The following is a 21,020-nucleotide window of genomic DNA, read 5'->3' as shown; positions in this document are numbered from 1 at the left end:
TCATCCGTCAACTGCCAAACAAAACATTTGGCATCAACAAACAGACACACTATTGAGATTTCAAACAACACGCGCACTCAGACTTCCGAACCTTTCGGCTCATCCGCTCCGAGGCAACCCCTAAAGCTTAGAGGCTTTCGCTTCCCTCGTCAACTCCGCTCGGTGTGATCCGCGCCGCGAGTCCGATTCAGTTATGAAGCTCAATGCCTGGTCAGCGACCGATCCGGACCCTGAGGATCACTCCTCGTTCCCGTCCCGTTCACCGGGGCACGAGGGAATACATTACGCACGCCCCGACCCCCGCGCAACTCGAGAGCCCACTTTCGGCACGTGTGCTGCGACACAGCCGCGGCTCGAGGACGCCTCGATCCTGCATCGCTGCAGGTCAGCCCGCAGATATGTCCTCCGCGTCGGGCGGCGGTACCGGGATGGGCCCGTGGTGTCCCGGCCCCGGAGAGGCGGGATCCGGCTCCGATGCCTCGGGGGGACGGCCCCGGAACCCCGGGGTCGAGCCGCGCCGGCACGGGATCGAGCCCGGCCGGCCCGGGGTCGGCTCCCGGCTGTCCCGGTGGGAACCCGGCCGCCCCGGCGAAGCCCCGGAGAGCCAGAAGCAGCCCCGGACGGTGCAGGGACGGCCCCGGGGTGCGAGGAGCCAGCCCCCGACACGCCCGGGCCAGGGCTCAGGCCGCGTCGCCCGGGCCAGGGCTCAGGCCGCGTCGCCCCGGGCAGGGCTCAGGCTGCGTCGCCCGGGGCGGGAGCTCCGGTCTGCGCCGGAGTCGCGGCGTCCTCGGCGGGGACGTAGCCCCGGTGCAGCGCGACGATCCCCCCGCTGAGGTTGCGGTACTGGCATCCGACGAGCCCCGTCTCGGCGAACCACCGGCGCAGCTCCTCCTGCGCCGGCCAGTCCAGGATCGACTCGGCGAGGTAGTCGTAGGCGTCGGGCTGGGTCGCGAACCGGCTCGCCACGGCCGGCAGGGCGCGCAGCAGGTACCTCTGGTACACCCCGCGGAAGGCACCGTTGGTCGGCGTCGAGAACTCGCAGACCACCACGGCGCCGCCGGGGCGCACCACGCGCGCCATCTCCGCCAGTCCCCTGCGGGGGTCCTGGACGTTGCGCAGGCCGAAGGAGATCACGGCGGCGTCGAAGGACGCGTCGGCGAAGGTCAGGCGCTGGGCATCGGCCCCCACGAAGGGGAGGTGGGGCTGGCGGCGACGTCCCTCGGTCATCATGCCGAGCGAGAAGTCGGCGGCGACCGCGCGGGCTCCGGCCTTCTCGATCGCCGCGGTCGACGTCCCGGTGCCTGCAGCGAGATCCAGCACGGTGTCCCCGGGGCGCAGGGAGAGCGACTCGACCATGGCCGCCCGCCACCCGCGCACCTGGCCGAGGGCGGCGACGTTGTTCATGACGTCGTAGCGCCCGGCGATGCTGTCGAACATCCCCGCGACGTCGTAGGGCTTCTTGTCGAGATCGGCACGGCTCATGCCCCGATCCTGCCAGACGCGACCCGCTCGGCGGACCGTCCGGGCCGTGACGCGTCCGAGTCGGCACAATGGAGGAGCCCGGCGATCCGGCCGGGCCCTGCAAGCCCGTCCCGCATCCGGCAAGGAGACCCCGTGTCAGACCTCCAGTCCCTGCAGATCCCCGCAGAACTGCTCCCCTCCGACGGACGGTTCGGCTCCGGTCCCTCCCGCATCCGCTCTGCGCAGATCAGCGCCCTCGCCGAGGCCGGAGCGCACGTGCTGGGCACCTCGCACCGGCAGGCCCCGGTCAAGGACCTGGTGCGCCGGGTGCGCGCAGGGCTGACCGAGCTCTTCTCCCTCCCGGCCGGGTACGAGGTCGTGCTCGGCAACGGCGGGTCGACGGCGTTCTGGGACGTGGCCGCCTTCGGCCTGGTGCGCGAGCGCGCCCAGCACGTGGTGCTCGGCGAGTTCTCCTCGAAGTTCGCGGCCGAGACCCGCGGGGCCCCGCACCTGGATGAGCCCCTCGTCCTGGCCGCCGAGCCGGGCACCCGCACGCTGCCCGCGGCCGATCCCGAGGTCGACGTGTACGCCTACCCCCACAACGAGACCTCGACCGGCGTCATGCTGCCGGTGCGGCGCCCCGAGGGCGCCACCGAGGATCAGCTGGTCCTGGTGGACGCGACCTCCGCCGCCGGAGGGGTGGCCGTGGACATCGCGCAGACCGACGCGTACTACTTCGCCCCCCAGAAGGCCTTCGGCTCCGACGGCGGGCTCTGGCTGTCCGTGCTCTCCCCCGCCGCGATCGCCCGCGCCGAGGAGCTCGCCTCCTCGGACCGGTGGATCCCCGAGTTCCTCTCGCTGACCACGGCCGTGGCCAACTCGCGCAAGGACCAGACGCTGAACACGCCGGCGGTGGCCACGCTGCTGCTGATGGCCGAGCAGATCGAGTGGATGCTCGGCCAGGGCGGCCTCGCCTGGGCCGACGAGCGCACCCGCACCACGAGCTCCCTGCTGTACGACTGGGCGGAGCGGCGCGCGGAGACCACCCCGTACGTCGCCGACCCGGCGGCGCGCTCGCAGGTCGTCGCCACCATCGACGTCGACGAGGCGATCGACGCCTCCCAGATCACGGCGCTGCTGCGCGCCCACGGCATCGTGGACATCGAGCCCTACCGCAAGCTGGGGCGCAACCAGCTGCGCATCGCGACCTTCCCCTCCGTCCCCCCGGAGGACGTGCAGGCGCTCATCGCCGTGCTCGACCACGTGCTCGACGCGGCCGGCTGAGCCGCAGCGGATCGATCCCGCGCGTCGCGCAGCGCGGACGAGGACGGGCCCCGGTGATGAACACCGGGGCCCGTCCTCGTCGCATCGGCCGTCAGGGCCGCGGGCGGCCGCGCCCGACCGGCATCGCGGTCGGAGCAGCCACGGCGGTCAGAGCAGCAGCGTGCCGATCGCCCCGCGCAGGAAGTAGGCGACGAACAGCACCGCCACCACGTACATGAGCCAGTGCACGTCGCGTGCGCGGCCGCGCACCACGCGGATCAGCACGTAGGTGATGAAGCCGGCGCCCATCCCCACGGTGATGGAGTACGCGAAGGGCATGAGGATGATCGTGAGGAAGGCGGGGATCGCCTTCTCCATGTCCGTGAAGTCGATCGACGTCACCTGCGTCATCATCAGGAAGCCGACCATGACCAGGGCCGGGGTCGCCGCCTCGTAGGGCACCATCTCGACCACGGGCGCCAGGAACGTCGTGAGCAGGAACGCGACGCCGGTGACGATGGCGGCCAGCCCCGTGCGGGCTCCCTCTGCGACGCCGGCGGTGGACTCCACGTAGCTGGTGTTCGAGGAGACGCCCCCGAGGCCGCCGCCGATCGCGGCGAGGGAGTCGGCGACGAGGATCCGCTGGGAGTGGGGGATGTCCCCGTCGGCCTCCAGCAGGTCGGCCTCGGTGGCCACGCCGACCATCGTCCCCATCGTGTCGAAGAAGTCCGCGAGCAGGAGCGAGAAGACGATGACGCTCGCACCGATCGCTCCGGCGGCGGTGATCCCGCCGATCGGGTCGACCGTGAAGAGTGTCGCGAAGTCGGGCATCTGGACGGGCGAGGACCCCAGGGCGGGGACGTTCATGGACCAGCCGCCGGGGTTGCCGGGCGCGCCCTCGCTCGGCGCGCTCCAGGCGCCGAGGCCCAGCACCTTCTCCAGGACGACCGCGAGCACGGTCGCGGCGATGATCGCCAGGAGGATCGCGCCGGGGACCTTGCGCACCCACAGCAGCAGCATGAGCAGCAGGCCGACGACGAACACGGCCGTGGGCCAGCCGGTCAGCGAGCCGTCGTTGCCGAGCTGGACGGGCGTGCCCTGCGCAGAGGTGACGAAGCGGGCGTTGTACAGGCCGATGAAGGCGATGAACAGGCCCAGGCCCACGCCGATGGCGGTCTTGAGGAACGGCGGCACGGCGGCGAAGACCGCCCGGCGGAAGCCCGTGAGCACGAGAATCAGGATGAGCACGCCCTCGAGCACGATCAGGCCCATCGCGCCGGCCCAGGTCATGCCCGGCAGCGACACCACCGAGTAGGCGATGTAGGCGTTCAGGCCCAGGCCCGCCGCGAGCGCGAGCGGGAACTTCGCCCAGGCGCCCATGAAGATGCTGAGGATGCCGGCGACGAGCGCGGTGCCCGCGGCGACCGCGGGCAGGTTCGGCTCGGTGCCGCCGCCCAGGAAGTGGCCGGTGGAGTCCGGCACGGTGCCGATGATCAGAGGGTTCAGCACGACGATGTAGCACATCGCGAAGAAGGTCACGAGCCCGCCGCGGATCTCGCGGCCGATGCTCGAGCCGCGCTCGGTGATGTGGAAGTAGCGGTCCAGTGCGGAGGAGGAGGCAGGAGCCTGCAGGGATGGTGCGGTGGGCATGTGCATAACCTATCGGCCGCACCGCCGCCGGCCGCATCCCCGGGGCGTGATCTGCCCCGCGGCGGGCACGGGCGGCGGTCGCTCCGCCCTGCGCGGCTCCCCCGCAGCGCGCCGCGCGGCCGGCGCCGCCCCTGCCGACATCACCGCGGCCGGCTTCACCACAACAGGCATCACCGCGGCCGATGTCGCCGCGGCCGACATCACCGCAGCCGGTGCCGCCGCGGCCGGTCGGGCTCAGCGCGCGAGGCGGTGGCGCTCCTCCTGGATGTAGCGGTAGTAGTCCGCGTCGCGCAGCCGGGAGGCCGCGGCCTCGTCCAGCACCACGGTGACGGTGGGATGCATCTGCAGCACGCTCGCGGGGCAGAACGCGGAGACGGGGCCCTCGACCATCGCGGCGACGGCCTCGGCCTTGCCCTCGCCGGTGGCGATGAGGACGATCCGGCGGGCCTCGCCGATGGTGCCGAGCCCCTGAGTGATCACGTGCACGGGGACCTCGTCGACGGTCTCGAAGAAGCGCGCGTTGTCCTCGACGGTGCGACGGGTCAGCGTCTTCACCCGGGTGCGGGAGGCCAGCGAGCTCGCGGGCTCGTTGAAGCCGATGTGCCCGTTGCTGCCGATGCCCAGGATCTGCAGGTCCACTCCCCCGGCCTCGCGGATCGCGCGATCGTACTCCTGCGCCGCGGCGAGGGGGTCGGATGCCTGGCCGTCCGGGGACAGCACCGTCGCGTCGTCGATGTCGATGTGGGCGGTGAACTGGTCGCGGATGAAGCGGAAGTAGCTCTGCTCGTGCTCGCGGGGCAGGCCCACGTACTCGTCCAGCAGGAAGGCGCGGGCGTGGGCGAAGGACAGCCCCTCCTCGCGATGGCGCCGGATCAGCTCGCGATAGGTCGCCACGGGCGAGGAGCCGGTCGCCAGACCGAGGGTGATGCCGTCCTCCCCGGCCGCGGTGACCGCCTGCTCGAAACGATCCGCGACGAGACGCGCGGCGTCCTCGGGGGTGGCTGCGATGACGATCTCCATGAGGAACCTCCGCGTGGGGCGACCCCGCAGGTCGCCGAATCATGATCATTACGTCGCCTAATCGCGCACGTTCGGTCACAGCCTACCCTCTGGGCGGCGATCATGCACGGATTCCGCGGACCTCACATCCCGGACGCGGAACAGCCCACGGCGACGGATCGCCGTGGGCTGCACGGGGTGGTCGGCACGCCGACCGGCGGAGCGGGCTCGAGGCCCCGTCTCCGCGGCGGGACCCGCCTCAGGGGCGGGTCCCGCTCGGGGTCACTTCTTCGCGGCCAGCTCGAACGCCGCGCGCGGGGTCGAGGACTGCGGGATGCCGATGATGTCGCGACGGGACACCGCGTTGGCGACCCAGCCGGCGACGACGGCGGCCTTGCGGCCCACCGTCGGCATCGCGTACACGTGGTAGGCGCGCGCCGCGGCCCAGGCCGGCAGGCCCTTCATGTCGATGCGCTTGTCGCCGAGCATCATGTAGCCGACGCCCTTGTACATGCCCAGGGTCGCGAGGACGCCGAGGTTCTTGTGGTAGTAGTCCACCAGCGGGCGGCCCTGGATCGAGCGGGCGATGTTGTCGGCCACGCGCTTGCCCTGACGCACGGCGTGCTGGGCGTTGGGCGGGCAGAACTTGCCCTCGCCGGAGGCCAGGTCCGGGACCCAGGCGCAGTCGCCGGCGGCGAAGACGCCGTCGACGGGGCCGTTCTCGCCCTTGACGCGCAGGTCGGGCAGGACGCCGAGGCGCCCCATCATCGGGCCGCGCTCCTGGATGACCGGGAGGTCGGAGGCCTCGGAGTCGAACAGGACCGGCGCGGGCTTGACGCCGGCGTTCCAGACGATCAGGTCGGTCTCGAACTCGTCGCCGTCGGACAGCTTGACGACGCCGCCCTCGCAGGAGTTGAGGAAGGTCTCGAGCTTGACCTCGACACCGCGCTCGCGCAGCTGGTTCAGGGCGTAGGCGCGCTGCTCCTCGGAGACCTCCGGGAAGATGAACGGGGCGGCGTCGATGAGCACGAAGCGGATGTCCGAGGCGTGCAGGTCGGGGTAGTACCGCAGGGCGTCGCGGACCATGTCCTCGGCCTCGGAGATCGCCTCGCCGCCGGCGAAGCCGCCGCCGACGAAGGTGAAGGTCAGCAGGCGCTTGCGCACGGCCGGATCCTTGGTGGAGGCGGCCTCGGCCAGGTTGCCGAGGATGCGGTCGCGCACCGCGATGGCCTCCTCGACCTGCTTGAAGCCGATGGCGTTCTCCGCGAGGCCCGGGATGGGCAGCAGGCGCGGGACGGAGCCGAGGCCCACGACCAGGTAGTCGTAGGAGATCTCGAGGGTGACGTCCTCGTCGGTGGTGACCACCACGGTGCGATCCTCGTGGCGGATCTTGGAGACGGCTCCGGTGACGACCTTGGTGCCGGCCAGGACCTTGCGCAGGGGGGCGAGCACGTTGCGCGGGTCGATCGAGCCGGCGCCGACCTCGGGGAGGAAGGGCTGGTACGTCATGTACGGGCGGGAGTCGACGATGGTGATCGCGACCTCGGAGCCGAGCGCCTTGCGCAGGTCGTGCGCGGCGTTCAGACCGACGGATCCGCCGCCGAGGATGAGGACATGGGGCTTTGCGCCGGTGGTGGTGTTCATGGGCGACAGCCTATGGCCCTTGTGCCCCGGACACAAAGACCGGGCCCGGCGCTGGACACCGCCTCCGCGGCCCCTCCGCACGCGCCCGGATCGGCCCTCCTCGGCCTCCGGGCACGCCCCCGCGCACGTCAGACGCGCGGGTCCAGCAGGCTCAGCGCGATGCCGTCCAGGATGTCGTGCTCGCTGGTCCACGTACAGGTGATGGTGCTCACGTCGGCGATTCGTCGGATGATCTGCTCCCAGATCAGCGCCCCCGCCCCGAGGACGTCGATGCGCCCCGGGTGGATGATCCGAAGGGCGCCGCGCTCGGCGCGGGTCATGCCGAGGATCGCCTCGCAGACCTCGAGCATCCGCGCGGTCGGGAGCTGCGCGCCGTGGGAGAGCTCGGGGCTGTACTCCTCGGCCCCCAGGGCGACCCCGGTGAGGGTGGTGACGGTGCCGGCCACGCCGACCAGATGACGGGTGGTCCCCAGCGGCAGGACGGAGGCGGCCTCGTCCAGCAGGGCGTCCACGTCCGCGCGGGCGGCGGCGATCTCCTCCGCGGTGGGCGGGTCGCTGCGCAGGTGCCGCTCGGTCAGGCGCACCGATCCCATGTCCAGGCTGATGCGGTGGGTGGGCGACCCCTCGCCGAGCACCAGCTCGGTGGAGCCGCCGCCGATGTCCACCACCAGGCGCGGCCCCGCCGGGATCCCCGGGAGCGTGGAGACGGCGCCGCGGAAGGACAGCTCGGCCTCCTCCTGCCCCGAGACGACCTCGACGTCGACGCCGAGGATCTCGCGCACGCCCTCGAGGAAGACGGCCCGGTTGCTCGCGTCGCGGGTCGCGGAGGTCGCCACGAAGCGCACGTCCTGCACGCCGTGGCGGGCGATGAGCTCCGCATAGCGCCGGGTCGCGGCGAGGGTGCGCTCGACGGCCTCCGGATCGAACCGCCCGGTGCGGTCCACGCCGTAGCCCAGGCGCACGATCTCCATGTGCCGCTCGAGATCCTCGAGGGCACCGGTGGCCGGGTCGCGGCGGGCGATCAGCAGGCGGATCGAGTTGGTGCCGCAGTCGATCGCGGCGACCGGAGCGGCGGGCGCGCTCATGCGTCCTGCTCCGCCGCGGTCTCCTCGCAGCGGCACACGTCGATCGAGGCCACGGGGCGCAGCTGCTCGAGGACGCGGTCGCCGATGGGGTTGATGCCCTCCCCCTCGGCGAGGGACTGCCCCACGATGGCGTGCAGGCACTTCACGCGGGTGGGCATGCCGCCGGCGCTGACGTGGTCGACCTCCTCGGCGCTGCCGAGCTCGGCGCGCCGCGCGAGGTAGCGCTCGTGGGCCGCCGCGTAGCGCTGCGCGAGCTGGGGGTCCTCCCCGAGCTCCTCGGTCAGCCGCGCCATCTCGCCGGTCGCCTCGACCCGGGAGACGGCCAGGACCATCGACGGGAGGGTGAGGTAGAGCGAGGTCGGGAAGGGGGTGCCGTCCTCGAGCCGGGGCGCGGTGCGCACCACGGCGGGCAGGCCGCAGGCGCAGCGGCGGGCGATCGATCGCACCCCCCGCATCTCCCGGCCCAGCTGCTCGCGCATGGCGGCGAGGTCGGCCTCGCTCGCGGGGGTCTCGTAGGGCAGAGGGGGAAGGGTGCTCACTCGGTGTCCTGCTCGCTGGTCGGATCGGCGGCGGGGGCGCTGGACGCGCCTCCGGAAGGCTCCGCGGCGGGGTCATCGGCGGGGGCATCGGAGGCTCCCTCGCCGTCTCCCTCCTCCGGAGCCGGGTCGGGGATGTCCTCCGGGGAGAGGCGGCTGGCGCCCTCCACGCTCTCCCACATCATGCTGAACCAGTCGCCCTGGGCCGCCTCCTGGGCGGTCTGCTCCTGCTCGGTCAGCGGGACGTCCTTCCCGGAGGTGTCGGTCAGGCGGTACTGGGTCTCCCCAGGCATCGCGAACAGCAGCCGCTCGCGGGCCTGGGCGGCGACGAAGGTCGGGTCCTCCCAGCGGTCGACGTCCTGCTGGAGCTGCTCGACCGAGGCCTCCTGCTGCGCGACCTGCTGCTGGAGGGCGATCAGCTGCTGACGCTGGGAGATGTAGGTGTTCAGGGTCGGGACCACCACCGCCAGCGCGATCACCAGCACCGTGATGAGGAACAGGGTGCGACGGGTCAGGGCGATGACCGGCGCGTCGGCCGTCTGATCGGCGGAGGAGCTGCGACGCGGACGGGCGGCGGAGCCGGGGCGGGTGCTGCGCGAGGCGCCGGAGCCGCTGCGACCACGGGAGGCCGGGCGCACCGGCGAGCGGGCGCCGCGGCTCGACGTGCCGCGCGGGCTCGGCGCGCCGGACGGGCTCGATGTGCTGGAGGATCCGGTCCCGCCGGAGGCGCTCGCGGCCCCGCGCGAGCCCTTTCCTCCCCGGCTGCCGGCGCCGCGAGGCGTCGATGCGCCGCGCCCGGACCCGGACGCGGCGACCGGGCGCCTCGTCCGCGGGGCGCCCGGTCGTCGTGTGGTCATGCCGTCAGATTACAGGGGTCAGGCCGAGAACCGCGGGAACGCCGAGGCGCCCGCGAACACGGCCGACTCGCCCAGCTGCTCCTCGATGCGGATGAGCTGGTTGTACTTGTTCACGCGCTCGCCGCGGGCGGGGGCGCCGGACTTGATCTGGCCGCAGTTGGTGGCCACGGCGAGGTCCGCGATGGTGGTGTCCTCGGTCTCGCCGGAGCGGTGGGACATCATCGAGCGGAAGCCGCTGCGGGTGGCCAGGCCCACGGCGTCGAGGGTCTCCGTGAGCGAGCCGATCTGGTTGACCTTCACCAGCAGCGCGTTCGCGGCGCCCTCGGCGATGCCGCGGCCCAGGCGCTCGGGGTTGGTGACGAACAGGTCGTCGCCGACGAGCTGGACCTTCGAGCCGAGCTGCTCGGTCATGGCCTTCCAGCCGTCCCAGTCCTCCTCGTCCAGCGGGTCCTCGATGGAGACCAGCGGGTAGGCGGCGACGAGCTCGGCGTAGTAGGCGACCATCTGCTCGGCGGAGCGCTTCTCGCCCTCGAACAGGTAGGAGCCGTCCTCGAAGAACTCGGACGCTGCGACGTCCAGCGCGAGCGCGACGTCCTTGCCCGCGGTGTAGCCGGCCTTGCCGATCGCCTCGACGATGAGATCGAGCGCCGCACGGTTGGACTCGAGGTTCGGGGCGAAGCCGCCCTCGTCGCCGAGGCCGGTGTTCAGGCCGCGCTCCTTGAGCACGGACTTCAGGGCGTGGTACACCTCGGCGCCGATGCGCACGGACTCCACGAAGCTCTCCGCGCCGATGGGCGCGATCATGAACTCCTGGATGTCGACGTTGGAGTCGGCGTGGGAGCCGCCGTTGAGGATGTTCATCATCGGCACCGGCAGCACGTGGGCGTTGGGGCCGCCGACGTACTGGAACAGCTCGAGGTCCGCGGAGGCGGCGGCGGCCTTGGCCACGGCCAGGGAGACGCCGAGGATCGCGTTCGCGCCCAGGCCGCCCTTGTTGTCGGTCCCGTCCAGCTCGATCATGGTGCGGTCGATCAGGCGCTGATCCTGCGCGTCCAGGCCGGCGACGGCCTCGTCGATCTGCTCGATGACGGCGTTGACCGCCTGCGTGACGCCCTTGCCGAGGTAGCGGCCCTTGTCGCCGTCCCGCAGCTCGACGGCCTCGAACTGCCCGGTGGAGGCGCCCGAGGGGACCTCGGCGCGGGCGAAGGTGCCATCGCTCAGGATGACCTCGACCTCGACGGTCGGGTTTCCGCGCGAGTCGAGGATCTCGCGGGCGTGGACGGTATCGATGACGGCTCCCATGAGCTGTTCCTTCCGTAGGGGGAATTCAGGTCCGGATGGCCGGTCCGCGCTGACCGCCCCGGCACAGTCTAGGCGGTCACGCCCGCGCGTCGCCCGGATGCCCGGGGCGCGTCGGGTCCGCGAGCTCGCGGGCGGTCCGCGACAGCAGCGCCCGCAGCGCGGACTCCGGATCCACGTCCCGCGCCTCGGCCGCCACGACCTGCGCGATCATGTCCCGCGCGAGGTCCGCGCCCTCGGGGGCGTCCTCCGCGGCGACCACCGCATCGGCCGCGGCCAGGAGCTCCCGGAGGTGCCCGGCGGAGCGGGCACGATGCACCGCCTTCGCCGCGGTCTGCAGCGCGGGCAGGCGCGAGGGGATCGCCGAGAAGTGCTCGGCGACCGGCGCCGGCTCCCGCCCCGGGTCCGCGTCCGCATCCGACGGGCTGCTCCCGGGGGCCGCCGCCTCGCGCCGGGCATCGCGCCGGGCCTGCTCGCGCGCCGCCTGCTCGGCCTTCTCCCGGGCCTTGACCGCGTGCCACTGGGCGATGATGGCCTCGACGTCCTCGGGATGCTCGAGGGCTCCCTCCGGGCCGAAGACGTGGGGGTTGCGGCGCTCCATCTTGGCGATAAAGGCGTCGGCCACGTCGTCGATGCCCCAGGCGGGGTCCTCGTCGAGGCCGATGCGGGCATGGAACAGGATCTGGAAGAGCAGGTCGCCGAGCTCGTCGACGACGGCGCCCGGAGCATGGGCCTGCGGATCCTCGAGCACGTCGAGGACCTCATAGGTCTCCTCCAGGAGGTACCGGGCCAGGGACTGATGGGTCTGCTGCGCGCTCCAGGCGTCGCCGCCGCGCCGCCGCAGGGCGTCCATCACCGCGACGGCGCGCAGCAGGCGGTGCCCGGGCACGGCGCCCGCCGTCTCCTCGTCGTTCATCGGCCGGCCGGCCGCGCGACCGCCGGCGCCGCGTCGGGCCGCAGGACGCCGAGGACCGTCCGCGCCCACTCGAGCAGCTCGTGATCGCGCAGCTCGGTGCCGCCGATGCGGCTGGTGGTGGGCCGGGGCACGAGCACCTGGCGGACCGTCGGCTTCTCCATCGTGCCGGGGTACAGGCGCTTCATGCGCAGGGACACCGAGTCCGGCAGCTCCACGTGCGCGAAGCGGATCATCTTGCCCTGGGCCTGCACCTCGTCCAGCCCGGCCGCCCGGCACTCCAGACGGAACCGGGCCACGTCCAGCAGCACCTCGACGGGCGCGGGGATGCGTCCGTAGCGGTCCGAGAGCTCGGCGCGGACCTCGTCGATGGTCGCCTCGTCCTTCGCGCCGGAGAGCTTGGCGTACGCCTCCAGCCGCAGGCGCTCCGAGGCGATGTAGTCGTGCGGGATGTGCGCGTCCAGCGGCAGCTCGACCTTGATCTCCTTGTCGGGGGCGGTGCTCTCCCCCTTGAAGGCGGCCACGGCCTCGCCGACCATCCGGACGTACAGGTCGAAGCCCACGCCGGCGATGTGCCCGGACTGCTCCCCGCCCAGCAGGTTGCCGGCCCCGCGGATCTCGAGGTCCTTCATCGCGACCTGCAGCCCGGCCCCGAGGTCCGTGTTGGTGGCCAGGGTGGTCAGGCGGTCGTGCGCGGTCTCCGTCAGCGGCTTGGAGCCGTCGTAGAGGAAGTAGGCGTAGGCGCGCTCGCTCGAACGGCCCACACGGCCGCGCAGCTGATGCAGCTGGGACAGGCCGAAGCGGTCCGCGTTCTCCACGATCAGCGTGTTGGCGTTGGCGATGTCCAGGCCCGTCTCCACGATCGTGGTGCAGACCAGCACGTCGAACTCCTTCTCCCAGAAGTCGACGATCACCCGCTCCAGCTGGTGCTCGCCCATCTTGCCGTGGGCGACCTCCACCCGCGCATCGGGCACGAGGTCCCGGATGCGCTGGGCCGCGCGGTCGATGTCCTCGACGCGGTTGTGGATGAAGAACACCTGCCCGTCGCGCAGCAGCTCGCGACGGATCGCCGCGACCAGCTGCTTCTCCTCCTCCGGGCCGACGTAGGTGAGCACGGGGTGGCGCTCCTCGGGCGGGGTGGCGAGCATCGACATCTCGCGGATCCCGGTCACCGCCATCTCCAGGGTGCGCGGGATCGGCGTCGCGGACATCGAGAGCACGTCCACGTTCGTGCGCAGCGCCTTGAGGGTCTCCTTGTGCTCGACGCCGAAGCGCTGCTCCTCGTCGATGATGAGCAGCCCCAGGTCCTTGAAGCGGACCTGCCCGGTGAGCAGGCGGTGGGTGCCGATGACGACGTCGACCTCCCCCTTCGCGAGTCCGTCGATGGTCTCGCGCGAGTCGGCGTCGGACTGGAAGCGGGAGAGCCCCCGCACCGTCACCGGGAACCCGGTGTACCGCTCGGTGAAGGTGTCCAGGTGCTGCTGGGCCAGGAGCGTCGTGGGCGCGAGCACCGCGACCTGCTTGCCGTCCTGGACCGCCTTGAAGGCGGCGCGCACGGCGATCTCCGTCTTGCCGTAACCGACATCGCCGAGGATCAGGCGGTCCATCGGGACGGGCTTCTCCATGTCGGCCTTGACGTCGTCGATGGTCGAGAGCTGGTCCGGCGTCTCGACGAACTCGAAGGCGTCCTCGAGCTCGCGCTGCCACGGGGTGTCCGGGCCGAAGGCGTGGCCGGGGGCGGACTGCCGCGCCGAGTACAGGCGCACCAGCTCGTCGGCGATCTCGCGGATCGCCTTGCGGGCGCGGGACTTGGTCTTGGCCCAGTCGGAGCCGCCCATGCGGTTGACCGACGGGTCCTCGCCGCCGACGTACTTGGTGACCTGCTCGAGCTGGTCGCTGGGCACGTACAGCCGGTCCCCCGGCTGGCCCTTCTTCGAGGGCGCGTACTCGATCACCAGGTACTCGCGGGTGGCGCGCTTGGCGCCGCTGCCGACGGTGCGGCTGGTCATCTCCACGAAGCGCCCCACGCCGTGATGGGAGTGGACGACGTGGTCGCCCGGGCGCAGCTGCAGCGGGTCGACCACGTTGCGGCGGCGGGAGGGGATCTTCCGCTCGCTGCCGCGGCGCGCCCCGGACTTGCCGGTGAGGTCGCGCTCGGTGACCAGCATGATCTTGGCGGCCTCGTCGACCAGGCCCGCGGTGAAGGGGCCGACGGTGACCATCGGGTCCTCGGAGAGGCGCTCGTGCAGCGGGTGCTCGAAGATCGCGGGCAGCTCGTGCTCGCGCAGGACCTCCGCGGCGTGCCGGGCGCCGCCGGAGCCCGTCATCGTCACCACCACCCGCCAGCCGTCGGCGCGGCGGCGGGCGATGTCGGCGGCGGCATCGGCGATCTTGCCCGAGTAGCCGGGGTGGGTGACCGAGGCGGCGGTGACCGCGGTGTCCTCGTCCAGTCCGAAGGGGGCGATGGTCGTCCAGGCCCGGCCCGTGGCACGGGCCCGGTCGCGCACGTCCTCCAGCGGCACGAAACTGGCGGCGCCCACGTCGATGGGCAGGCCGCCGCCGGCGGCCGCGCTGGACCAGGCCGCGGCGAGGAACTCGTCGGTGGTGGCCACGAGCTCGGCGGCGCGTCCGCGCGTGCGCTCGGGGTCCAGCACGAGGATCCGCGAGCGCGCCGGCAGCACGTCGATGACCTGCTCCATCGCGCCCACGAGGACCGGGCTGAGGGACTCCATGCCGTCCGCGGCGATGCCGTCGGCGATCCGCAGCAGCAGGTCCCGGGCGCCGGGGAGCTCATCGGCCATGGCGCGGGCGCGCTCGCGCACGTCCTCGGTCAGCAGGATCTCGCGGCACGGGGGCGCGTCCAGGCCGTGCGGGACCGGTTCCAGGGAGCGCTGGTCCGCGACGGAGAAGTAGCGGACGTCGTCGATCTCGTCGCCGAAGAAGTCCACGCGCACCGGATGCGGCTCGGTGGGCGGGAAGACGTCGAGGATGCCGCCGCGCACCGCGAAGTCGCCGCGCTTCTCGACCATGTCCACCCGGGCATAGGCCGCGCCCACCAGCTTCTCGGTGAGCTCCTCGAGCCCGATCTCCTCGCCCACGCGGGCCCGCACGGGGACGAGGTCCCCGAGGCCGCGGGCGATGGGCTGCAGGAGGGATCGCACCGGGACGAGCAGCACGCGCACGCCCTGCTCCGACTCCGGGTGGGCGATCCGGCGCAGCGTCGCCAGGCGCCGGGCGACGGTGTCCGCGCGCGGCGAGAGCCGTTCGTGCGGGAGCGTCTCCCAGGCGGGGAGCTCGGCGACGTGCTCGGTGCCCGTCAGCGCGGACAGGGCGGAGCGCACGTCCTCCATGGCGCGGGTGGTCGGGGTCACCACGACCAGCGGCGCCTCGACCGTGGCGGTCCGGGCGAGCTCGGCCACGGCGAACGGGGTCAGCCCGGTGGGGGCGATGATCGCCCCGCCCTCGGTCGCGGACTGCTCGGCGAACTCCCGGACGGCGAAGAGATCGGGCGAGGCCTCCAGCGCGTCCAGGAGCGGGGCCAGCGGCGCCTCGGGCACGGCACCGGGTGCGGCGCCGGCGGAGGCCTGGTCGGTCGCGGCGGTCATCGGGTCTCCTTCGCGTGGAAGCGCTGCTGGGCGGCGGTGAGCCCCTCGAGGACGAGCGCCTCCACCGCGTCCTCGGCGTCGCCGATGACCAGCTCGAGGCTCTTGCGCTCGGTGGCGCTGAACGGGGCGAGGACGTGGTCGGCGGTGTCCTGGCGGCCGCCGGGGCGGCCCACGCCCACGCGCACGCGCAGGTAGCCCCGGGTTCCCAGGGCCTTGCTGATGTCGCGCAGGCCGTTGTGGCCGCCCTCCCCGCCGCCGCGCTTGAGGCGGACGGTGTCGAAGGGGAGGTCGACGTCGTCGTGCACGACGATCACGTCCTCCGGGGAGACGCCGTAGAAGTCGGCCAGGCCCTTGGTCGGACCGCCGGAGAGGTTCATGTAGGTGGTCGGCTTCGCCAGGATCGTCCGGGCGCCGCGGCCCGGGACGCCCATGCGCCCCTCGATCACGACGGCCTGGGCGCGGCGCGCCGTCCGGAACGAGCCGCCGGTGGATGCCGCGATCCGGTCCAGGACCATCTGGCCGACGTTGTGGCGGGTCCCGGCGTACTTCGGCCCCGGGTTGCCGAGCCCGATCACCAGATGGGTGCCGTCCATGTCTCTCCTTGCTGGTGCGTGCCGTCGGCCCGGCAGGCGCGAGGTCCTGCGGCCTCCGACACGGTACCGCTCGCCCGCCCCGCGTGCCTGCGCGCTGTGGCCGGGACAACCCGCAGGGCACCGGGACGATGCGCGGCCGCCGGCCGGACGGGGCGCCGCACCGGGAACCGGCCTGTCGGCAGGGACGCCGACGGGGCGCCGCGCGCTGCGCGACGCCCCGGAGGCTGGGGTGCGCGGGGCCTCGCCGAGGCCCGCGCAGGGGGTGGGGCCGGCGATGCCGGCCCCGGAGGATCACTCCTCGGAGGAGTCCTCGGACTCGGCCTCGGCGTCCTCGGCGGACTCGGTCTCGCCGCGCGGGGTCTGCACGGCGACGACGATCAGCTCGGCGTCGGTGACCAGCTCGGCGCCCTCGGGCAGGGTGACGTCACCGGCGAAGATCTGCACACCCTCCTCGGCGCCCTCGACGGAGATCTCGACGTGCTCGGGGACGTTCAGCGCGTCCACCGACAGCGTCAGGGCCTGGAGGTCGACCACGGCGATCGACGGGGAGACGGGCTCGCCCACGATGGTGACGGGGATGTCCACGTCGACCTTCTCGCCGCGGCGGACCGCGATGAGGTCGAGGTGGGTGAGGTGGCGCTGCAGCGGGTGGCGCTGGATGTCCTTGATCAGGCCCAGGTGGGTGGTGCCGTCGGGCAGGACCAGCTCGATCAGGGCGTTGCTGTTGCGCGCGACCAGGGCGGTCTCGTGGCCGGGGAGGACCACGTGCACCGGCTCCATGCCGTGGCCGTAGATGACGGCGGGGATCTTCTTCTCGCGGCGGATGCGGCGGGCGGCGCCCTTGCCGAACTCCTCGCGCAGTTCGATGTTCAGCTTCTCAGCCATGCTGGTGCTCCTTGTGATCGCGGTTCCGGGCGGCGAGATGCGCCGCAGGCGACCAGGAGTCCACCCGCACCGCGTCGATCACGGAGTCGCGCGCAGGGCGCGCGGGATCTCCCTCGCCGAAGTGACCGGCCCACATTACCACGCGGGCACCGCGCCGCCGCTGTGCGCCCCCTCACCCCGGGCGGGTCGCCGCGGCCGGGCGCCGGGGCCGCCCGTGCGGTCACGGCGGATGCGGCCCGATGAGGTGGGCCGTCACGCAATCGACCAGGGCCTCCGCGGTGGGGAGCCCTGGTCGATCTCGCGGTCGGGAGGAGCGGTCAGACGGCGCCGTCGAACAGGCTGGTGACCGAGCCGTCGTCGAAGACGGCGCGGACGGCACGCCCGATCAGCGGGGCGATGGAGAGCTGGGTGAGCTGCTCGAACTGCTTGTCCTCCGGCACCGGGAGCGTGTTGGTGCAGACGACCTCGCGGACCCGGCTGGTGCGCAGGCGCTCCGCCGCCGGGTCGGAGAGGATCGGATGGGTGGTCGCGACCACGACGGACGCCGCCCCGTTGGCGTGCAGCGCCTCGATCGCCTGGACGATGGTGCCGGCGGTGTCGATCATGTCGTCGACCAGGACGCAGGTCTTCCCCGCGACCTCGCCGATCACGCGCTTGGCCACGGCCTGGTTCGGCTTCTTGGGGTCGCGGGACTTGTGCACGAAGGCCAGGCCCACGCCGCCCAGGCGCTTGGCCCACTGCTCGGCGACCCGGATGCGGCCGGCATCGGGCGAGACGACGGTGAGGTCCTCGTCGCCGTACTTCGTGGACACGTAGTCCGCCAGCAGGGGCAGCGCCATCAGGTGGTCGACCGGCGCCTTGAAGTAGCCCTGGACCTGCGGGGCGTGGAGGTCCACCGAGATCATCCGGTCGATGCCGGCGGTCTCGTAGAGGTCCGCGACCAGTCGCGCCGAGATGGGCTCGCGCCCGCGGTGCTTCTTGTCCTGGCGGGCGTAGGGGAAGCTCGGGGCGATGGCCGTGATCCGCTTGGCCGAGGCGCGCTTGAGCGCATCGATCATGATCAGGTGCTCCATGAGCCACGTGTTGATGGGAGCGGGGTGGGACTGGAGCACGAACACGTCGGTGCCGCGCACCGATTCCCCGTAGCGCACGTAGATCTCGCCGTTGGCGAAGTCCCAGGCGTCCATCGGGAGCACCTCGACGCCGAGCTCCTGAGCGACCTCCTGGGCGAGGACGGGGTGCGCCCTCCCGCTGGCCAGGACGAGGCGCTTCTCTCCGGTCGTGACGATCCCGCTCATCAGTTCTCCCGTTCCTTCGACTCCTGCGAGGTGGTCTCGCCTGCCGCCAGGGCCGCCTGGGCCTCGGCCGCCGCGGCGGCCGCCTTCGTGCCCGCGCGCCGACGCTCGGTCCATCCTTCCACGTTCCGCTGCTCCACGGCGTTGACGGCCAGGGAACCCGGCGGGACGTCCTCGCGGATCACGGCGCCGGCACCGGTGGCCGCACCGTCGCCGATGGTGACGGGGGCGACCAGCACGCTGTCCGATCCGACCCGCACGTGGCGGCCCACCCGGGTGCGGTGCTTGGTCACCCCGTCGTAGTTGGCGAAGATGGTCGCCGCGCCGATGTTGGTGTGCTCGCCGATCTCGGCGTCCCCGACGTAGCTCAGGTGCGGGACCTTGGAGCTCTCGCCGATGCGGGCGTTCTTCGTCTCCACGAAGCCGCCGATCTTGCCCTTGCGGCCCAGCACGGTGCCCGGGCGCAGGTAGGTGAAGGGGCCGACGGTCGCCTTCTCCCCGATCTCGGCGTGCAGGGCGTGGGTGCGGGTGACCTCGGCTCCGTCGGCCACGACGGTGTGCTGCAGGGTCGAGTCGGGACCGATCCGCACGTCCGCGCCGATGTCGGTGGCGCCCAGCAGCTGCACGCCCGGGAGGATGGTCGTGTCCTGGCCGATGGTGACCTCGGAGTCGATCCAGGTGGTGGCCGGGTCGACGATGCTCACGCCCGCGCGCATGTGGCGCTCCAGCGTGCGGCGGTTCATCTCGGCACCGAGCTGGGCCAGCTGGACGCGGTCGTTCGCGCCCTCGACGAGGATCGCGTCGTCGGTGACGACGGCCCGGACGGCGCCGCCGTCCTCGCGGGCGATCGCCAGGACGTCGGTCAGGTACATCTCCCCCTGGGCGTTGTCGGTGGTGATGCGGCCCAGCGCGCTGCGGAGCACGGCGAGGTCGAAGGCGTAGATGCCGGAGTTGACCTCGTCGATCGCGCGCTGCTCCTCGGTGGCGTCCTTGTGCTCGACGATGCCCAGGACCTCGCTGCCGTCCTCGCTGCGGACGATGCGGCCGTATCCCGTGGCATCGGCCAGCCGTGCGGTGAGCACGGTGACGGCGCTGCCGGAGGACTCGTGCTCGGCCACGAGGGAGCGCAGGGTGCCGGCGTCCAGCAGGGGCACGTCGCCGTAGGTGACCAGGACGGTGCCGCCCTCGGCCCCGACCTGCTCGAGGCCGCACTGCACGGCGCGCCCGGTGCCGGGGACCTCGTCCTGGTCGGCCACGATCACCTCGGGCGCATGCTCGGACAGGTGTCCGATGACCTGTGCGCGCTCGTGCCGCACGACGGCGACGAGCTGCGCCGGCGCGGTGCCGCGCGCGGCGGTGATCGCGTGCATCAGCAGGGAGCGCCCGCCGATCTCGTGGAGCACCTTCGGGAGCTTGGACTTCATCCGGGTGCCGGCGCCTGCGGCGAGCACGATGACAGCGGCGGGGGCGTTGGAGTTCACACACATCTCCTGGGGTCGGCGGTCGCCTGGTCGGCGCGGAGCGCGCTCCGCCATCAGGACTCGAACCTGAAATACCAGAACCAAAATCTGATGTGTTGCCGATTACACCATGGCGGATCGACCCGTCAGGGCCGGAAGAATCGTACCGCCCGTTCCGGCGCGGCCCCGGCCCGCCCGGGCCGGGCGTGGCGCATCGGACGTCCAGGTCGCGAGGACTCGTGACGCCCGAGCGCCCTGTGGGAGACTTCGAGGATGGCCGCCACGTCCTCCCCGCGCCCCCGCGCCGCCCGCATGACCGGACGGGAGCGCCGCGAGCAGCTCGTGCAGATCGGCCGGAGCGTGTTCGCCCAGAAGGGCTTCGACGCCACCAGCGTGGAGGAGATCGCCGCCCGCGCCAAGGTCTCCAAGCCGATCGTCTACGAGCACTTCGGGGGCAAGGAGGGCCTGTACGCGGTGATCGTCGACCGCGAGACGAGCGCCCTGCTGGGCGCCCTGGAGACCGCGCTCGACGAGGGCCGGTCCCACCCCCGCGTGCTCATGGAGCGGGCGGCGCTGGCGTTCCTCACCTATATCGACGAGTCGGAGGACGGCTTCCGCATCCTGGTGCGGGACTCCCCCGTGGCCCAGTCCGGCGGGACCTTCTCGAGCCTGCTGGGGGACGTCGCCGCGAAGGTCGAGTCGATCCTGGCCGCCCAGCTGCGCCTGCGGAAGTACTCGCCGCGCGACGCCGAGCTGTACGCCCAGATGCTGGTGGGCATGGTCGCCTACACCGGGCAGTGGTGGCTGGAGACCCGCAAGCCGTCCAAGGAGGAGGTCGCCGCGCGCATGGTGAACCTCTCCTGGTTCGGCCTGGGGGCGCTGGAGAAGGATCCGGGGATCCGCGGGGTGTGAGGTGACCGGGCGGGCCTGGGCAGGGACCGGGGATTCCGTAGACTCGACCCATGCCCACGAACCCCCCGGCCGACGAGGTCGACCGCATCGTCGACGAGTGGGCCCGCGCACGCCCGGACCTCGACACCGCGCCGCTGGCGGTGTTCTCGCGGATCTCCCGGCTGGCCCGGCACCTGGAATCGGCGCGCCGCGCCGCGTTCACGGCATCGGGCCTGGAGGGCTGGGAGTTCGACGTGCTCTCCGCCCTCCGCCGCGACGGCGAGCAGTCCGCGAGCCCCAGCGCGCTCATGCACCAGACGCTCGTCACCTCCGGCACCATGACCACGCGCATCGACAAGCTCGTCACCCGGGGCCTGGTGCGCCGCTCCCCCGACCCGCAGGATCGTCGCAGCGTGCTCATCACCCTCGAGCCGGCGGGCGTCGATCTCGTCGACGCGGCGATGGAGCGCCTGCTGGACGCCGAGCGCACGCTCCTGTCCTCCCTCCCCGCGGCGGACCGCACCGACCTCGCGATGCGTCTGCGCGACCTGCTCCTGCCCTTCGAGCCGTCCGCCGGCTGAGCC

Annotated in this window: 17 protein-coding genes and 1 tRNA gene; 3 read left to right on the top strand and 15 right to left on the bottom strand. The window is 72.6% G+C overall.

Annotation, left to right across the window (positions count from 1 at the left end; genetic code table 11):
- Positions 1-732 precede the first annotated feature (732 nt).
- On the bottom strand, positions 733-1,482 hold the full coding sequence (locus tag ABD234_RS07520; protein ID WP_344354816.1) for a class I SAM-dependent methyltransferase: 750 nt from the start codon (positions 1,480-1,482) through the stop codon (positions 733-735).
- A 132-nt stretch (positions 1,483-1,614) separates the two neighbouring features.
- On the opposite strand from ABD234_RS07520, the gene serC reads away from it, so the two are divergent.
- Positions 1,615-2,745 carry a phosphoserine transaminase gene (gene serC, locus ABD234_RS07515; protein WP_038373145.1) on the top strand — a complete coding sequence of 377 codons (1,131 nt, stop codon included), beginning with the start codon at positions 1,615-1,617 and terminating at the stop codon, positions 2,743-2,745.
- Between the two features lie 147 nt (positions 2,746-2,892).
- Here the strand turns inward: serC and ABD234_RS07510 are convergent, their stop codons facing one another.
- From ABD234_RS07510 to ABD234_RS07445, 14 genes are all read right to left on the bottom strand, one after another.
- A complete protein-coding gene (locus ABD234_RS07510) occupies positions 2,893-4,374 on the bottom strand; it encodes an NCS2 family permease (RefSeq protein ID WP_038373280.1) in 1,482 nt (493 codons plus the stop codon).
- A 234-nt stretch (positions 4,375-4,608) separates the two neighbouring features.
- Positions 4,609-5,394 (bottom strand): glucosamine-6-phosphate deaminase, encoded by a 786-nt coding sequence (gene nagB, locus ABD234_RS07505; protein ID WP_038373147.1) that lies wholly within the window; start codon positions 5,392-5,394, stop codon positions 4,609-4,611.
- A 261-nt stretch (positions 5,395-5,655) separates the two neighbouring features.
- A complete protein-coding gene (locus tag ABD234_RS07500) occupies positions 5,656-7,017 on the bottom strand; it encodes an NAD(P)/FAD-dependent oxidoreductase (RefSeq protein ID WP_038373148.1) in 1,362 nt (453 codons plus the stop codon).
- A 128-nt stretch (positions 7,018-7,145) separates the two neighbouring features.
- Positions 7,146-8,102, bottom strand: a complete 957-nt coding sequence (locus tag ABD234_RS07495) for a Ppx/GppA phosphatase family protein (RefSeq protein ID WP_038373150.1) — start codon at positions 8,100-8,102, stop codon at positions 7,146-7,148.
- Positions 8,099-8,641: a DUF501 domain-containing protein gene (locus tag ABD234_RS07490; RefSeq protein ID WP_038373151.1), complete on the bottom strand. Its 543-nt coding sequence runs from the start codon at positions 8,639-8,641 to the stop codon at positions 8,099-8,101. Before ABD234_RS07490 ends, ABD234_RS07495 begins: the two co-directional genes overlap by 4 nt.
- The gene (locus tag ABD234_RS07485) at positions 8,638-9,276 is read right to left on the bottom strand and encodes an FtsB family cell division protein (protein ID WP_232226401.1); all 639 of its coding nucleotides are present in this window, start codon (positions 9,274-9,276) and stop codon (positions 8,638-8,640) included. The genes ABD234_RS07490 and ABD234_RS07485 overlap by 4 nt, the downstream gene beginning before the upstream one ends.
- Positions 9,277-9,513: 237 nt before the next feature.
- Entirely contained in the window at positions 9,514-10,797 is a 1,284-nt protein-coding gene (gene eno / locus ABD234_RS07480) for a phosphopyruvate hydratase (RefSeq protein ID WP_038373153.1), read from the bottom strand.
- A gap of 76 nt (positions 10,798-10,873) precedes the next feature.
- Positions 10,874-11,710, bottom strand: a complete 837-nt coding sequence (locus tag ABD234_RS07475) for a MazG nucleotide pyrophosphohydrolase domain-containing protein (protein WP_344354815.1) — start codon at positions 11,708-11,710, stop codon at positions 10,874-10,876.
- Positions 11,707-15,312 (bottom strand): transcription-repair coupling factor, encoded by a 3,606-nt coding sequence (gene mfd / locus ABD234_RS07470; protein ID WP_344354814.1) that lies wholly within the window; start codon positions 15,310-15,312, stop codon positions 11,707-11,709. Before mfd ends, ABD234_RS07475 begins: the two co-directional genes overlap by 4 nt.
- A complete protein-coding gene (gene pth / locus ABD234_RS07465; RefSeq protein ID WP_344354812.1) occupies positions 15,309-15,905 on the bottom strand; it encodes an aminoacyl-tRNA hydrolase in 597 nt (198 codons plus the stop codon). The genes mfd and pth overlap by 4 nt, the downstream gene beginning before the upstream one ends.
- Before the next feature lie 291 nt (positions 15,906-16,196).
- Positions 16,197-16,790 (bottom strand): 50S ribosomal protein L25/general stress protein Ctc, encoded by a 594-nt coding sequence (locus ABD234_RS07460; protein WP_038373158.1) that lies wholly within the window; start codon positions 16,788-16,790, stop codon positions 16,197-16,199.
- Positions 16,791-17,107: 317 nt separating this feature from the next.
- On the bottom strand, positions 17,108-18,088 hold the full coding sequence (locus tag ABD234_RS07455) for a ribose-phosphate diphosphokinase (RefSeq protein WP_038373159.1): 981 nt from the start codon (positions 18,086-18,088) through the stop codon (positions 17,108-17,110).
- Entirely contained in the window at positions 18,088-19,572 is a 1,485-nt protein-coding gene (glmU, locus tag ABD234_RS07450) for a bifunctional UDP-N-acetylglucosamine diphosphorylase/glucosamine-1-phosphate N-acetyltransferase GlmU (RefSeq protein WP_038373160.1), read from the bottom strand. The genes ABD234_RS07455 and glmU overlap by 1 nt, the downstream gene beginning before the upstream one ends.
- Positions 19,573-19,611: 39 nt before the next feature.
- Positions 19,612-19,683, bottom strand: a tRNA-Gln gene (locus tag ABD234_RS07445).
- A gap of 135 nt (positions 19,684-19,818) precedes the next feature.
- On the opposite strand from ABD234_RS07445, the gene ABD234_RS07440 reads away from it, so the two are divergent.
- Positions 19,819-20,457 carry a TetR/AcrR family transcriptional regulator gene (locus ABD234_RS07440; protein ID WP_038373162.1) on the top strand — a complete coding sequence of 213 codons (639 nt, stop codon included), beginning with the start codon at positions 19,819-19,821 and terminating at the stop codon, positions 20,455-20,457.
- A gap of 50 nt (positions 20,458-20,507) precedes the next feature.
- Positions 20,508-21,017 (top strand): MarR family winged helix-turn-helix transcriptional regulator, encoded by a 510-nt coding sequence (locus tag ABD234_RS07435; RefSeq protein ID WP_038373163.1) that lies wholly within the window; start codon positions 20,508-20,510, stop codon positions 21,015-21,017.
- Positions 21,018-21,020: the final 3 nt, after the last annotated feature.

The organism is Brachybacterium phenoliresistens (genome assembly GCF_039530785.1).
Taxonomy (GTDB): Bacteria; Actinomycetota; Actinomycetes; order Actinomycetales; family Dermabacteraceae; genus Brachybacterium; species Brachybacterium phenoliresistens.
Note: the sequence above shows the minus strand (reverse complement) of the source record. Positions and strands in the feature narration are given on the sequence as shown.